We start from the raw sequence: 14,859 nt of genomic DNA, 5'->3' as shown, positions 1-14,859 counted from the left end.
GTAATTTAAGAGCAGCTCTCTCCTAAAATCATCACCCATCTTTTACATTGCCTATAATTACAGGAAGGGCTTCGGGGCAAACAGAGGCTGAAATCGGCGTGCTGCCTAAGGCCTCGCCATCTGCGTGAGCAGGGATGGGGTGTGAAGATCTAATGCTGACATTCCGGCCCTGAAGAACTGTGACTTCTTTAAATCCTATATGACGCCCCTTGAAGACAGAGGCAAATACAATCAAAAGTTTTATTCTTGATATATCATGGACGACCGTCACATCTAGAATTCCATCAAAAGGATTTGCATCCGGGGAAATCTTCATACCGCCTCCATAGAATGGCTGATTGGAAATAGTAATAAACCAGGCTGAGTTAAAATGGCGTTTTTTTCCATCAATAACGATTTCAAGATCAGAGCATTTATAGGTAAACAGCTCTTTTACAAGAAAGAGAGCGTATACAAATTTACCCAGAGATAACTGATTCAAGATACCTTTCATCTTTGAACTGTTTACTTTTCGGGAAATCAGTGCATCAAATCCAGCGCCCATATTATTAATAAAATATGTTTTTTTCCCATCTATGTGTCTCATCATTCCGATATCAGCTTTCACAGAAGAATGACTGATCCCCTTAAGGATTGCGTGTAAAGACTCTGCGGGGTCTTTAGGAACTCCAAAGCCCCGCGAGAAATCATTCCCAGATCCTCCCGGAATAAATCCGACAGTCACATTCTGATGCCTCGCAGCGCCATTCATAACCTCATGAACCGTCCCGTCTCCGCCCACAGCAACAAGATACAATCTTTGTCCGCCTGCCTGTTCTGCATAAATCTTCGCCAATTCCCTGGCATGGCCCTGATATTCTGTACTGGCTGCAGAGAAAGGGATATTTTCCTCTTTCAGCATCTGCTCAACTATTTTCCAGACTTTCAGGCAGGAGCCATTTTTCGCCTGCGGGTTAATAATGAACTTAAGCTCTTCCCTGCTATGCGCTTTATCCTCGATGAAATTTTCATGATTCATCCCGATTCTCCCACTCCAGCCTTTTGACTGATGCAGTCTGGCAATATTGAAGCAGTGCCTGTGCCCCTTTTAATTGAACATGCTTAAGAGGCGAACGCTGGCTTCTCATTGTCTGAAACCATTGATCATAGGTCCTTTTCTCGATTAGCTGAACATCAATAGGAGCTGCCGGATAATCAATATAGCCATTTCGAGTAAGTACAGCTTTTTTAATCGGCAATTCAATAGAATGAATTTCAAATATTTTTCGGACAATTTTTTCAGTTCTATTTAATGCAAGCAGCGGATTCAGGACCTTCCTTTCTTCCCCTTTTCCCTTTTTTGTCCAGAATCTATCCTTCGAACCTGAGAATACCGCTGAATCTTCTTCCTCCAAAAAGCTGATGCACCATACCTCTGTCGGACTTATTACAATGATTTCTGTTTCCACCGGCGCCTTTTTCAGCAGAAAGATCGGATTGTACATGACAAGATACGTATCCGGATATCTTTGCAAAAAATACTTTAGCTTCTCATCATAATAGTAATGCTTATCAGGAAATGATTTTTCCGTTAGTGTGGAGGTTGCCCATTTCATCTGAAATCGGTAAAGCTGGTCTAGAAACTGGTGTTTTAAATTCTCGATTGTTTCTGGACGCACAGCAAAGGAGGCTTCAAATTCAAGCACATCTTCCTCCTTTTTCACTTCATTCCCGGCAGTCTCGTATTCCTCTAATTCTTCATTTTTCCCCCGCTTTAATAACCCCTTTAGCTTTTCCATAAACGGCTCTTTTTCTTCCTCTGGCCAGTCCGCCGTGCCGGCTGTATATTGCTGCCCGGATTTGTGGCTGAAGGATTCATTTGTTTCCCATGCTTTATGCCATTTATCCCACTGCTGTTTTTTTAGCCTGACAAAACGGGAAGGATATGCAAAAATATCCTGTTGGTAACGAGAAACATAATCCTGCAATTTAATTAACTGTCCCATTCTCCTAGCCCTGCTTTCGTATATAACTTTCTATCTCTAATTATTCATTTATGTTCTTTTTATTTTGCCCGTTGATTTCCGCTGCAGGCACTCGCTTTCCACGGGGCTGCCGGGAGCCTCCTCGACGATGCGTCTGCGGGGTCTCCCCTGGTGCGCTACTCCCGTTGGAGTCTCGCACCTTCCGCTCCAATCAACTCAGTGATAAATATTTTATATTCTTTCAATAGCAGCAATTTCACCTAAGCTGTTATTCATTAATAGTATGTATTTATTTTATTCCGCCAAGAGCGGAAAGATGGCAATGCTTTCATATTTCGGTGTTTTGTCGAGATGGGTCTGGTAGAGGACGACTTCTGAAGCCTCAAACTCAAGGGGCCCCTCCTTGAATGGACTGTTAGCGTCCAGCATGCTTTCCTGAAATGGATTAGTGCCGGCCCATTTTCTTGCCATAGTGATATGAGGTTTAAATGGTCTTGTCTCCAATTCAAAGCCCGCTTCTTGACACGCTGAATATACTTTCGATCTTAAATCCTGGAGATGTTTGTCCTGCTGTGTTCCACACCAGAAAATTCTTGGTGCGTCTTGTTTTCCGAATATGCCAAGTTTGCAGATATGAAGGGGAAATCTTTTTTCATTTCTGATTGAGTCAGCAGCAAGCTTGGCTGCTTTCTGCAGGTTTTCTTCGGGTGCAGACCCAAGAAATGCTAGTGTAATATGATAATCCTCTTGATGGACCCAGCGGCTAAAAGGCATCTTTGAACATAAATTCACGCAGTATTCTTTCAATTTTCCCTTTGTTTCATCCGGTAATTTTAACGCAAAGAAAAAATGATCATTCAATTGTTTGGACACTTGAGATTCCTCCATATTTTCACTTATTTTAACAAACATCAGTTAAAATTGGCAGATACTTTCTGTTTGTCCTCTCATTTTAAGTATTTCTTCCAATTCCTTTTGATTTGATTGGAATAGTCTGTTTTAGTATGATGGATATAATATGAATAGTTATAGATTTCCTTTGTTAGGATGAATTTAAACAGATGGACATAAAATAACAAAGTATTAAACTTCCTTGTTATTACAGTCTTATTCGAAAGGGAGAGTCAGATGAAAATTGTCAACAATCTCGCGGACTTAATTGGAGATACTCCACTTGTTAAATTAAATAAGCTCGCCCCTGAAAATGGAGCAAGCATTTATGCAAAGCTTGAATTCTACAATCCAAGCCGCAGTGTAAAAGACCGCGCGGCATATAATATGATTGTCGAAGCTGAGAAAGCAGGCAAATTGAAACCAGGTTCAACCATTATTGAACCAACCAGCGGAAACACCGGCATCGGGCTTGCAATGAATGCAGCAGCACGCGGCTATAAGGCTATCCTGGTTATGCCTGATACCATGACGGCAGAGCGCATCAACCTTTTGAAAGCATATGGAGCAGAAGTTGTCCTGACTCCTGGAGATGACAAAATGCCCGGTGCTATAAAAAAGGCTAATGAGCTGGCTGAGGTAATCCCAAACAGCTTTGTGCCGATGCAATTTGAAAATAGCGCTAACCCTGATGCACACCGCCATTCAACAGCAGTCGAAATTATTGAGGGCATGAAGGAAATCGGCAAACCACTTTCTGCCTTTGTTGCCACGGCAGGCACCGGCGGCACGATTACCGGCACAGGAGAAGTTTTGAAAGAGCATTATTCTGGATTGGAAGTGCATGTTGTGGAGCCCAAGGGCTCACCTGTCCTATCGGGCGGAAAGCCTGGCAGGCACAAGCTTGTCGGCACAAGTCCCGGATTTGTTCCGGAAATTCTCAATACGGATGTTTATGATGAAATTCATCAAATCAAAGATGAAGAAGCATATGATACGACGCGCAGAATGGCAAGAGAAGAAGGGATATTAGTCGGTCCATCCTCAGGAGCAGCCTGCTATGCTGCCATCCAGGTTGCAAAAAGGCTAAAGCCGGACGAAGTTGTCGTATTCATCGTTTGCGATACTGGAGAAAGATACCTTTCAAGCGATCTGTTTCAGTTTGAATAAGGAAGTTAAAAGACCAAGACCCCAGGGATTTCTCCTGGGGTCTTTCGTTTTAGAACTATCTAATTTTAACCGTCAAACTGCCGCACTGTTTTTCAATTGCCTCTTCAAAAAGGTTCTGTAATTTATTTGTGATGGGACCAGGACTTCCATTACCAATCGGCTTTCCTTCAATCTCTGTAATCGGAGTAATTTCAGCTGATGTACTGGACATAAAGACTTCATCCGCGTCCAGCAGATCATCCTTTGTAAAAGCAGATTCTTCAAGTGCTACTCCATTTTCCCTGCAGATCTCATTGATCTTGCGGCGGGTAATGCCATTTAGGATCAGATTTGTTGCAGGATGAGTATATAGTGTCCCATCTTTTATGATTGCAATATTGGAGGAACTCCCTTCAGTCACCGTATCCCCGCGATGCTGAATCGCTTCAAAGCAGCCGGATTGTGCTGCTTTTTGCTTTGCCATGATATTGCCAAGCAAATTCAGGCTCTTTATATCACAGCGCAGCCAGCGAATATCTTCAATCAAACTAGCCTTAACGCCATTTCTCATGCTCTCAACAGGCCTTGAGGTTTCACGGGTATAGGCGGTAAGCACCGGTGCAACATCTGCACCAGGATAAGCATGATTTCTTGGAGAAGTTCCCCTGGAAAATTGCATATATACAATTCCCAGTTCAAGATTATTCCTCCCAATCATCTCTGCAAGCATCTGTTTAAGCTGCTCTGAGGAATAAGGGATGTTTAGCTCTATTTTCTTTCCGCTTTCAAGCAGCCTTTCAAGGTGATCCATTGCTGTAAACATTTTTCCGTTATAGACGCGGATCACTTCATAGACGCCATCACCAAATTGATAGCCCCGGTCCTCGATATCCACTTTTGCTTCTGATCGTTCAATCAAGTCTCCGTTCAAAATAACATATTCCATTTCCCTGCCACTCCCTGTATATGTTTTTTTGTCTAATCTATTAGCTGTTTATGTAAAATCTTTCAGCCATCATATCAGGTTTTAGAGCTATTTCGCAAGTTCATAAATCGCCTGTGCATAAATAGCTGCAGCTTTTATTAAATCCTCAATAAACACATATTCATCTTTTTGATGTGCCACGTCTTCCCTGCCTGGGAAAAGCGGGCCAAACGCCACACCAGACTTCAAGGAACGTGCATATGTGCCCCCCCCAATGGATAAGAGCTCTGCCTTTTCCCCAGTCTGCTGTTCATACACTTTTTTCAGGGTTTGGATAAGAAAATCATCTTCTTCCACATGATGCGGCTTGGCATCAGTGAAATTCTCTAATCTGAAATGTTCGTCTTCGATCAAGGACTGAAGCTTATTTTTCGTATCATCCATATTGTTAGTGACGGGATAACGTACATTAAAGCCTAAACGGCCGCCATTTTCTTTCGTATATGAAAGTTTTCCTACATTAACGGTTAAATCACCGGTAATCTCATCCGTACAGGCGATGCCAAGCTTTCTTCCTCTGGAATCATCACATAAGTATCGTGATACAAACTGAAAATATTGGCATGCCTTCCCATCCAGCTGAAGGGATGCCAGGAATGATGCCATTAGAATACCTGCATTTTTCCCATTATCAGGCTCCATCCCATGAGCCGATACCCCCTGAAGCTCCAGAATCAGTTCGCCGTTATCTATGTAATACTTTCCTTCAAGCTCAGTCTTTTTCAGGAAATCAATATACCTTTGCACCACTTCAGTGTGTTCAAGATGGACTACAAGACTAGCTTTTGCAAAATCAGGAACCATGTTATATCTTCTTCCTGATTGGAAATGCACGACCTCTGCCAATACTTCCCTGTCTATTTCTTCGGTATGGCCGATTTGGACAAGATCAAAATCTGAGATGCCCTTTTCTGCATAGATAATTGGGAAATCTGCATCAGGTGCAAATCCCATTGCTGGCATTTCTTCGTGTTTAAAATAATGCTCTACACAGCGCCAGTCACTTTCTTCATCTGTTCCAATAATCATTCGGACCCGTTTGCTTAAAGGCAGCTCCAATTCCTTTACAATTTTCATAGCATAATAAGCAGCCATCGTAGGGCCTTTGTCGTCGATCGCCCCTCTGGCAAAAATCTTTCCATCGCGAATTTCTGCACCAAATGGGTCGCTAGTCCATCCATCTCCTTCAGGAACTACGTCGACATGACAAAGTACACCAACAATTTCTTCACCCTCGCCAAATTCCAGATGACCAGCCAGGCTGCCGACATTTTTGACAGTGAATCCATCCTTTTCTCCAAGCTCAAGCATGAAATCGAGTGCTTCCTTTACACCTTCACCAAGGGGCGCATCATCTGCTGCATTCTCTTCATCCAGCAGGCTTTTAATTCTCAAAAGTTTTTGAGTATCTTCAATTAAAGCGTCTTTTCTGTTATTAACCTCTTTTTGCCAATCCAATACGTTCATAAAGTTACCTCCTTATCCTGATTTGAACATTTATGATTTACCCATTATAACCCATTTTGCCTGCAATTTGCTTATGGGACTGTGTAATAAAAACATACCTTTATTATGCACCAAGAATGCTGAACCTTGCCAAGATGATTGTCAAAACGCTTACAATCAGGCCTAAGATCAAAATGGCAAGGAAGAATAAGGCTATGACCGTTCTATTCCTTGCAGTGAAATAGAAATCTTTTTCACTATATTTTTTCGTAGAGGGATGGGACATAATGGATTTATCCCAGGTGATCGAAAGCCATGTATACATTAAGAAAAGGAAGACAGCCGACACAATTACTTTTATCCATAGTGGCGGAATGGCAATAATCCCCGCTGCGCTTACAGAAATGATTTGAAAAAAACTGAAAATATATGAGGGATTCCGTATGAAAATCTTTATGAATAATTCTATCAGTCCCGTAATAGGTGTTCTCTTCTTAAAGATCCGTCTGGAGTTTCTGAATAATAGAGGTCTTGTCCTCATTGAAATTGCAGGCTTTTCTATCTCAGGAGCCATCATAAATATCCATTTGATATACTTTGTTTTTTCCTCCTGCTCAAGCATAATTTCAAAGTCTGCGGCCGATATCTTTTTCAGCATCTGGGAGACTCTCGTTAAGGTGTCGGAAAGCAGCACTGCCGATATCATGTATACCGGAAAGTCTGCACCGAAATTCCACAGTGAATAGACGAGCTGGCTGAACCAGCTCAATAATACAAACAGCAGAAAGCCAATTACATATCTTCTAAACTTCCCTTCAACTCTCTTCAGATAATAGGAAACTGTCATAATCGCCCATTTCAGAGTAATGAAAAAAATCAGCAGGGCAATGATTTGACTCCATTGCAAAAAATAACTGTTCTTTAGAAAGGGAAGAAGAAGAGCTATCATTGCGCCTGTACTGACTGCCTGAAAGAAAAGTGAATAGACAAATCCCCATTTTCTCATTCCCAAATAGAGGCTCTTATTCTTCACCAGAAACACTTTATCAGCCTCTTGTATAAATGGGCGAAAGTTACCCAGCCATGAAAAAATATAAAGCAGGAAGAAAAGGAGAAACATTGGCAAGTTTGCAATCCATTCCGGCGTTTCTAACCACCAGGAGCGATATATCATTCCAAAAATGACAGCACCGGGAACAATGAGATAAACCATGATGGTCCAATCTGCAATGGAACGGAAAATACCAAACTGATACTTCCAGCTATTGATTAACCTTACAAGAAAGAGCGAACTACTTTTCATTGTCATTTCCCTCTGCAATCTGATGAAAGCAATCATAAAGCGAACCAGCCAAAAGACCGCATTGCTGCCTGATATCGTCTAATGAGCCGGAAGCCTTCAACTGGCCATCATGCACAATTAGAAAGCGGCTGCACACTTTCTCTGCCGTATCCAGTACATGTGTGGACATAAGAATGCCTGCGCCTCTTTGCCTCTCTCTTTCAATTGATTCCAGAAACAGTTTCATAGCATTAGGATCCAGCCCAATAAACGGTTCATCAATAATATAGACATCAGGCTTGGCAATCATCGCAAGAATCAGCATGGCCTTTTGCTGCATTCCCTTTGAATATGTGCCAGGAAATTTATGAGCGTGTTCAGACAGATTATACTCCTTCAAGAGCTCTGATGCCCTCTTCTTATACTGGCTTTCCGGCAGTCCCTCTACGGCAGCTGTAAAATCCAAGTGTTCCCACAATGTCAGCTCATCATAGAAAATGGGGCGTTCAGGTATATAGGAATACTTAACTCCCTGCTTAAATTCCACTGTCCCCTTTTTATGTTCCAATAATCCCAGGATTGTTTTAATCGTTGTGCTTTTTCCTGCCCCGTTAGGACCTATAAGGCCGATCAATTCCCCTGTCTTTACATCAAAATTAATATTATGTATGATCGGGTTTCCATTTTCATAGCCTGCTGATGCAATATCGACGTTTAATAAGTTCATTTACTCTCCTCCTGACTATACATACGGATATATTTGGAAAAGGTTTCCTCTTTTTCATATATTCTTTATAACCTAAATAAAACTGCCCCTTCAAAGGAGCAGTTTAATTATGGCTGGAGGATATCCATTAATTCTGTATTTTCAAAGTCTGCAGCGTAATCATAGGCTGTATAGCCATCCGCATCCTTCACAGCGGGATCTGCACCATACTCGAGGAGAAGCATGGCCATTTCAGTATCCTCATTAAATACTGCACTCATTAAAGGAGTGGTTGGATAGTTATCTGCCGAATTAGGATCCGCCCCGCTTTCCAGAAGAAGAGCCGCACTGTCATACTGGCCATTAAGCACAGCCCAATGCAAGGCAGTCGTGCCATCTGCATCTTTTTCTTCAATATCAGCCCCATCAGCCAGCAAAGTATGAATCATGTCAGTATCATTCTCGCTCGCTGCATTCATTAGAGCAGTAGCTCCTTCAATTCCCATAACCGTTTCAGTCCACAAATCCATTTTTTCAAGTGATTTAAAACCAATCCAAAGTCCGCCGGAAAGAATAGTCAGCGTTAGGACTGATCCTGCTATCCCCAGCCATATCCTGCCCTTTGGTTCTTTTAACTCAACTGCAGAGTCTTCAGCAAAAACTTTTGATAAAGCATAAATTCTTTTCGGCAGGTGAGGATGGGTGGAAAGTTTCTCATTCAGCCAGACAAAAAATCCCGTTTCCGTTTGGAGCTGCTCCATGTATGCCTGCTTATTGACCTTAGGATAAAGTTCTTTTCCAATGGCAAGCATGGTCAAGGCATCCCTTGATGCTTCAAAAGACTTTATATAATAGGCAGCATAACGATCACATGTATACTCGCATGCTCTTAGGTATGCATTCCCGAGGAATGGAACCCACATAGCAGGGAGCAGAAGCAGGCTTATGATAACATGCTTTCTTTTTAAATGAGCAAATTCATGGGCCAGGACGAACAGCACTTCCTTTTCAGCTCCCCGCGCAGTCAATTCAAAAATACCAGAATATAAGACAACCATATTTCTTCTGAAAAACCTGGTTGCAAAAGCATTTAAGACACCTTCAGACTCAATCACGTATATATCCGGCAGATCTTGCAGACCCATTTCCTTCGCAGTTAATACTGCTTTTTCATAAATCTCCGGAAATTGTTTCTCATTTATTCTTACTCCGTTTCGTCTGATGCCGCCCATCATAATACCATGGAACAGAAGAGATACAATGATTAATGCCAATATAATGACAATCCCAATAATAGAGAATGCGAGAAAAATATAAGACAAAATACTAAATAAAGCAACGAATGCAAAATAAATATTTTCCTTCGGGTATACCAGGCGATCTCTCAGCGAGTGAGCTTCCATAACACTTTCTTCCTTTCAATCTCTTTTAAATATACCAATTGATTATAATCAAAAAACAAATTTTAGGATATAGAAACTTTCCTGAATGATTATTTGAATTTTCAGTACATATTACAGGCCCCTTCTGCCATAAGGTATAGTAATAGTCCCTTTTCCCATCGAGGTTTAATCGCAAATAATTAGGGAATTAAACATACATTAAAAAGGAGGGGAACGTAAAGACTAAAACACAAGCAGCATTATAAATTTTTTGTAAAATTGTACTCTTAAAGTAGAAATAATCAGATAATAGCGTTACAATATAGTCAGAGGTATGACATCTTGACTAAAATAACCAGAATACAAAGGGGTTGTCTGGGGAAAAGAAAACTACATACGATTGAAGGAACATCCTTCAATGTAGCTGTCGGTTGCAGGAAATTGCCATGGGGTTTGAAAAAAGGATAGGGAGTGGTTTTTTGAAACCTTCAACTAACCGGATGTTAAACCGTGTAAAATCCGTCTACATGTTTATAAGTAAGCGCGGAACTGTAACAACTCAGGAGCTTGTAGAGGAATTTGGTATTACTCCTCGCACCATTCAAAGAGATTTAAATGTCCTCGCCTACAATGACTTGGTTAAGAGTCCAAGCAGAGGCAAATGGACCATAACTCAAAAGAAAGTAAAGATGTCATCTTAACACTTAAAGCATAGCCAACCTATTAAATAAAAAATCGCCCTGCTGTCAGGGCGATTTTTCCGTCTCATCTCACTTCATAATTCATCAGCTTATCAAGCTCTTCATCAGTCAATTCCCGATATTCACCCAATTCCAATGTTTCATCCAGCTTGAGCGGGCCCATTGAGAGTCTCTTTAAATAAATGACTCTTTTGCCCACTGCCTCAAACATTCTTTTCACCTGATGGAATTTTCCCTCCGTGATGGTTAACTCAATATCGGATGTCATGCCGGATTTAAGGATCTCCAGGTCCCCAGGCTTGGTTTCATAGCCGTCATCCAATATAACCCCTTTTTTAAATGCGGCAATATCATCAGCTGTTACTTCACTGTCTATGACTGCAAAATAGGTTTTAGGAACATGCTTCTTTGGAGAAAGCAGCCGATGGGCCAGCTGGCCGTCATTGGTCAGCAGCAAAAGCCCTTCTGTATCCTTATCGAGGCGCCCTACTGGAAAAGGAGAAAAAACAAGGTCTTCCATTTCAAGCAGATCCACCACGGTTTCAAATTGAGAGTCCTCTGTTGCGGAAATGACGCCTGGCGGTTTGTTCATCATCAAGTATATGAATTCCTTATATTCAACCTTTTCGCCATTAATGATGACAGCATCCTGTTCAGGATCGACCTGGTGCTTGGGATCCTTTACTTTTTCATCATTAACGGTTATAGCTCCATCCTTTAATAGCTTCTTAACATCCTTACGGCTGCCGTAGCCCAGATTGGCCAGCATTTTGTCAATTCTCATGGCTGTCCCTCCCTTTTAATCATAATTAATCTGGTTTAGATTAAAATCGCGTTATTAAAGAGTTATCTTTTAAAAAGATTCTCTTATTCTTGTTATAAGTAAATATTCTGCCCGTTGATTTGTATATTGTTATCTAAAACCAAATCCTAAACATTCTTTAAAAAAGGCCCCCATCACGGAGACCTTCTATTTTTATGCCTTCAATCTTAATTTCTTCAGCATTCTATCGACTCTTGATCCGAACAGGAGATAGATTAAATTTGTTCTGAAGCTTAAGTAGAAATAGACACCCGCTCCTGCTGCGGCACAAATGATGACAATAATCATAGCCTGAAAAGGTGATGCCGGCGATAAAAAGACTGTTGTGATTTTATAAACCACACCTGCAGCAATGTACATGCACGCAGTAAATAATACAATCAGCATTCCCCTTCTTAAGACAAGCTTGAACGGATATTTTGCATAAGTTTTGATTACAAATAGGTTAATTAATATTGCCACAGTATAGCCAAGAGCTGTTGCAAATACTGCTCCCTGTGTTTCAAACAGCTTTATGAGCGGAATATTCAATGACAGCTTTACAAGCAAGCCTGTAAGCAAGCTTAATATTGTAAAACGCTGTTCATTGATTCCCTGCAGAATGGCTGCTGTTACAGAAAAATAAGCAAACAGAATCGCTACAGGTGCATATGTTCTCAGCACTTCAGTACCCAGTTCTTTATGCTCATAAAACAGGGTAAAAACCGGCTCTGCAAGCAGGGACAATCCTGCCACGGCAGGAAGAGTCAGAAAGAGAAGCACCTGGAAAGTCTGGTTAAGCTGGCGGTTTAAATCTGACCTATCTTCTTCCATAAATGCTTTCGTCACACTTGGCACAAGCGTCAGCGAGAAAGCTGTGGCGAGTGAGACAGGAATGATGACCAGCTTATGCGTCTCAAAGTTCAGGACAGAAAAGGCTGCCACTGCATTTTTCGATTCACCGATGGCATCCATCGCCCTTGTAAATGTAATCTGATCAATAAACTGAAAGAGAGGATTAGCGAGACCCACAAATACAAAAGGTGCGGCATAAAGAATGATTTCTTTATAAATTTCCTTTAGGGAAATGTCCACGGTTCCTTTATCTTCTTCAAGCATTTTATCCAAATGCGGTTTACGTTTATGCCAGTACCAGAATAACACCCCAAGGCTTCCGAGTCCGCCGATAAAGGCAGCAAAGGTGGCGACACTGATCGCTGTGGTCAGCGATCCCTCCATAACATTTAAAACGACATATGCACCTGCAAGAACGAACAGAATGCGGACAATCTGTTCCACAACCTGTGAAACAGCAGTAGGACCCATTGACTGATGTCCCTGGAAGAACCCTCTTATCAAACTCATGAACGGAATAATAATCAGGGCAAATGATACCGCTCTGATTACAGTTGTTACATCTTCAACACTGACCTCAACATCTTTTCCTGCCAAGGTCATTTCGGCAACAACTGGTGCCAGGAAGAACAGGATAAGGAAAGAAATAACCCCGCTAGCCGTCATAATTACCAAACCTGATTTGAACAGCTTTCTACCGACCGCATATTCCTCTATTGCATTATATTTAGAGATAAACTTTGCAACAGCGAGCGGAACCCCTGCTGTTGCAACACTAATAAAGATTGTATAAGGTGTATACGAAAAGGAATAAAGGGCTGTCCCTTCCTTCCCGACAATTTGGTAAAAAGGAATAACATAAAACAAACCAAGAACCTTCGAGATAATTGTGCCAAGCGTAAGGATGAAGGTTCCCTTTAAGAGCTTAGATGACATAAAATCCCTTCCTTAAAAAAACTGCAGCATGCAGACTTTGACAGCCTGTGATTGCCAAAATAATTCGCAGTAAGTTCGTCAATTTTCTATCTTTTTAGACACACTATTTGTAGTGTACTCTTCTTGCTGAAGAAATTCCACTTGCAATACCGCATAATGGGGCATTATTTTTAGAAATAGGATATTTGATTTATAATGGAGCTATTGCTTTCTTAGCTAATCAAAATAAGTTGGTGAAATCATGAAATATGATGTAATAGTTATAGGCGGGGGTCCTTCGGGATTAATGGCAGCAATCGGTGCTGCGGAACAAAAGGCAAAAGTTCTGCTGATTGACAAAGGAAACAAGCTTGGAAGGAAGCTTGCCATTTCCGGAGGAGGCCGGTGCAATGTCACAAACAGGCTGCCAGTAGATGAAATCATTAAGCATATTCCCGGCAATGGCCGGTTTTTGTACAGCGCATTCTCCATTTTCAGCAATGAAGATATTATCCGATTCTTTGAGAATTTGGGAATTAAGCTGAAAGAGGAAGATCACGGGCGGATGTTTCCCGTTACCGACAAAGCACAATCTGTTGTTGATGCCTTGATTTCAAGGCTGAAAGAGCTGAATGTCGATATCAAAACGAACAGCCCGATTCAGGATGTTCACTATGAAAATGGAAGGGTGAAATCGGTAGAATTAAAAACAGGCGATGTTTATGAAGCAGACTCAGTTGTGATAGCCGTCGGAGGAAAATCAGTCCCTCATACCGGCTCAACCGGTGACGGCTATGCATGGGCGGAAAAAGCAGGCCATACGATTACAGAGCTTTTCCCAACCGAGGTTCCGCTGACATCTTCTGAGAATTTTATTAAAGAAAAAATGCTGCAGGGATTGTCGCTTCGCAGTGTAGCACTTAGTGTTTTAAATCCTAAAGGAAAAGCGCTCATAACCCATCGGATGGATATGATTTTTACCCATTTTGGCATTAGCGGCCCGGCCGTTTTGCGCTGCAGCCAATATGCGGTGAAAGCGATGAAGAAGTGGAATTTAAAAGAAGTGGTCATGAATTTGGACGCTATCCCGGATACAAAGGAAGAGCCTCTTTTTCAGGAAGTGTCCAAAAAGATTAAAGAAGATCCAAAGAAAAGTATTAAAAATCTCTTAAAAGGGATGCTTCCCGAAAGATATCTTTTGTTTCTTCTTGAGCAGAACGGAATGGATCCGTCCTCACAGGGAGCTGCGATTTCAAACGAAAAGATCAGAAGTTTTGTTAAAGCCTGCAAATCTTTTCAATTTAAAGTAAATGGGACGTTGCCTCTCGATAAAGCCTTTGTTACGGGCGGAGGGGTTTCCGTCAAAGAAATTGAACCGCAAACAATGGCTTCAAAATTGATGGAAGGACTTTTCTTCTGCGGAGAAATCCTGGACATCCATGGCTACACAGGCGGGTATAATATCACATCCGCACTTGTAACAGGCAGGTTAGCCGGAATAAACGCAGCAGTTTCAGCTAGAATCGTATAATAAAGATAGAGCCTGATGCTCCTCAGACATCAGGCTCTATATATAACCATTGCAGAGAAACAATAAATTTGTTCATCTTCATCCTCTTTCATTGCGGCAACATTATATTTTATATCCAGCAGCTTTTTTTCCTCAATCTTCTCCAGAAAATGATTCATATCCTTTTCCAGGTCTTTTTCATGTTCATGATCAAATAACTTTACCTTAATCACAGGAAACTTCCTTTCATAGTTTTTTATCAGTCTGGACA

14 protein-coding genes are annotated in these 14,859 nt (G+C 41.4%); 3 read left to right on the top strand and 11 right to left on the bottom strand.

Annotated features, from left to right (window positions below):
* Window positions 1-31: 31 nt before the first annotated feature.
* The 3 genes from QUF73_22150 to thpR form a co-directional block, all read right to left on the bottom strand.
* Window positions 32-1,018: a diacylglycerol kinase family lipid kinase gene (locus QUF73_22150; protein MDM5228808.1), complete on the bottom strand. Its 987-nt coding sequence runs from the start codon at window positions 1,016-1,018 to the stop codon at window positions 32-34.
* On the bottom strand, window positions 1,008-1,985 hold the full coding sequence (locus QUF73_22145) for a nuclease-related domain-containing protein (GenBank protein MDM5228807.1): 978 nt from the start codon (window positions 1,983-1,985) through the stop codon (window positions 1,008-1,010). The genes QUF73_22150 and QUF73_22145 overlap by 11 nt, the downstream gene beginning before the upstream one ends.
* Before the next feature lie 273 nt (window positions 1,986-2,258).
* Window positions 2,259-2,837 (bottom strand): RNA 2',3'-cyclic phosphodiesterase, encoded by a 579-nt coding sequence (thpR, locus tag QUF73_22140; GenBank protein MDM5228806.1) that lies wholly within the window; start codon window positions 2,835-2,837, stop codon window positions 2,259-2,261.
* Window positions 2,838-3,092: 255 nt separating this feature from the next.
* Here thpR and cysK point away from each other — a divergent pair, with 255 nt between their 5' ends.
* Complete coding sequence (gene cysK / locus QUF73_22135; GenBank protein MDM5228805.1) at window positions 3,093-4,025, top strand: cysteine synthase A; 933 nt, start codon at window positions 3,093-3,095, stop codon at window positions 4,023-4,025.
* A gap of 55 nt (window positions 4,026-4,080) precedes the next feature.
* Here cysK and dat read toward each other — a convergent pair whose 3' ends face one another.
* From dat to QUF73_22110, 5 genes are all read right to left on the bottom strand, one after another.
* The gene (gene dat / locus QUF73_22130; GenBank protein ID MDM5228804.1) at window positions 4,081-4,950 is read right to left on the bottom strand and encodes a D-amino-acid transaminase; all 870 of its coding nucleotides are present in this window, start codon (window positions 4,948-4,950) and stop codon (window positions 4,081-4,083) included.
* Between the two features lie 87 nt (window positions 4,951-5,037).
* Complete coding sequence (gene pepV, locus QUF73_22125) at window positions 5,038-6,456, bottom strand: dipeptidase PepV (protein ID MDM5228803.1); 1,419 nt, start codon at window positions 6,454-6,456, stop codon at window positions 5,038-5,040.
* 103 nt (window positions 6,457-6,559) lie between these two features.
* Entirely contained in the window at window positions 6,560-7,738 is a 1,179-nt protein-coding gene (locus QUF73_22120; protein ID MDM5228802.1) for an ABC transporter permease, read from the bottom strand.
* Window positions 7,728-8,444 (bottom strand): ABC transporter ATP-binding protein, encoded by a 717-nt coding sequence (locus QUF73_22115; GenBank protein ID MDM5228801.1) that lies wholly within the window; start codon window positions 8,442-8,444, stop codon window positions 7,728-7,730. Before QUF73_22115 ends, QUF73_22120 begins: the two co-directional genes overlap by 11 nt.
* Window positions 8,445-8,551: 107 nt before the next feature.
* Window positions 8,552-9,826 (bottom strand): M48 family metallopeptidase, encoded by a 1,275-nt coding sequence (locus QUF73_22110; GenBank protein ID MDM5228800.1) that lies wholly within the window; start codon window positions 9,824-9,826, stop codon window positions 8,552-8,554.
* Between the two features lie 458 nt (window positions 9,827-10,284).
* Here QUF73_22110 and QUF73_22105 point away from each other — a divergent pair, with 458 nt between their 5' ends.
* A complete protein-coding gene (locus QUF73_22105; GenBank protein ID MDM5228799.1) occupies window positions 10,285-10,506 on the top strand; it encodes a DeoR family transcriptional regulator in 222 nt (73 codons plus the stop codon).
* Window positions 10,507-10,570: 64 nt separating this feature from the next.
* On the opposite strand, the gene QUF73_22100 is transcribed toward QUF73_22105, so the two are convergent.
* Together QUF73_22100 and QUF73_22095 are read right to left on the bottom strand one after the other, a co-directional pair.
* Entirely contained in the window at window positions 10,571-11,290 is a 720-nt protein-coding gene (locus QUF73_22100) for a pseudouridine synthase (GenBank protein MDM5228798.1), read from the bottom strand.
* Between the two features lie 192 nt (window positions 11,291-11,482).
* Window positions 11,483-13,099, bottom strand: a complete 1,617-nt coding sequence (locus QUF73_22095; protein ID MDM5228797.1) for a polysaccharide biosynthesis protein — start codon at window positions 13,097-13,099, stop codon at window positions 11,483-11,485.
* A gap of 241 nt (window positions 13,100-13,340) precedes the next feature.
* Here QUF73_22095 and QUF73_22090 point away from each other — a divergent pair, with 241 nt between their 5' ends.
* Window positions 13,341-14,609, top strand: coding sequence for an NAD(P)/FAD-dependent oxidoreductase (locus tag QUF73_22090; GenBank protein MDM5228796.1), 1,269 nt, complete (start codon window positions 13,341-13,343; stop codon window positions 14,607-14,609).
* Window positions 14,610-14,638: 29 nt separating this feature from the next.
* Here the strand turns inward: QUF73_22090 and QUF73_22085 are convergent, their stop codons facing one another.
* The gene (locus QUF73_22085; GenBank protein ID MDM5228795.1) at window positions 14,639-14,821 is read right to left on the bottom strand and encodes a sporulation protein Cse60; all 183 of its coding nucleotides are present in this window, start codon (window positions 14,819-14,821) and stop codon (window positions 14,639-14,641) included.
* Between the last annotated feature and the right edge of the window lie 38 nt (window positions 14,822-14,859).

The sequence above is a fragment of the Cytobacillus sp. NJ13 genome (genome assembly GCA_030348385.1).
In the GTDB taxonomy this organism is placed as follows: Bacteria; Bacillota; Bacilli; order Bacillales; family Cytobacillaceae; genus Cytobacillus.
Note: the sequence above shows the minus strand (reverse complement) of the source record. Positions and strands in the feature narration are given on the sequence as shown.

Excerpts from the sequence above, each read along its gene's own strand:
- QUF73_22150 (MDM5228808.1), bottom strand. The coding sequence starts at position 1,018 with ATGAATCATGAAAATTTCATCGAGGATAAAGCGCATAGCAGGGAAGAG.
- QUF73_22145 (MDM5228807.1), bottom strand. The coding sequence starts at position 1,985 with ATGGGACAGTTAATTAAATTGCAGGATTATGTTTCTCGTTACCAACAG.
- cysK (MDM5228805.1), top strand. The coding sequence starts at position 3,093 with ATGAAAATTGTCAACAATCTCGCGGACTTAATTGGAGATACTCCACTT.
- dat (MDM5228804.1), bottom strand. The coding sequence starts at position 4,950 with ATGGAATATGTTATTTTGAACGGAGACTTGATTGAACGATCAGAAGCA.
- pepV (MDM5228803.1), bottom strand. The coding sequence starts at position 6,456 with ATGAACGTATTGGATTGGCAAAAAGAGGTTAATAACAGAAAAGACGCT.
- QUF73_22120 (MDM5228802.1), bottom strand. The coding sequence starts at position 7,738 with ATGAAAAGTAGTTCGCTCTTTCTTGTAAGGTTAATCAATAGCTGGAAG.
- QUF73_22115 (MDM5228801.1), bottom strand. The coding sequence starts at position 8,444 with ATGAACTTATTAAACGTCGATATTGCATCAGCAGGCTATGAAAATGGA.
- QUF73_22110 (MDM5228800.1), bottom strand. The coding sequence starts at position 9,826 with ATGGAAGCTCACTCGCTGAGAGATCGCCTGGTATACCCGAAGGAAAAT.
- QUF73_22100 (MDM5228798.1), bottom strand. The coding sequence starts at position 11,290 with ATGAGAATTGACAAAATGCTGGCCAATCTGGGCTACGGCAGCCGTAAG.
- QUF73_22095 (MDM5228797.1), bottom strand. The coding sequence starts at position 13,099 with ATGTCATCTAAGCTCTTAAAGGGAACCTTCATCCTTACGCTTGGCACA.
- QUF73_22090 (MDM5228796.1), top strand. The coding sequence starts at position 13,341 with ATGAAATATGATGTAATAGTTATAGGCGGGGGTCCTTCGGGATTAATG.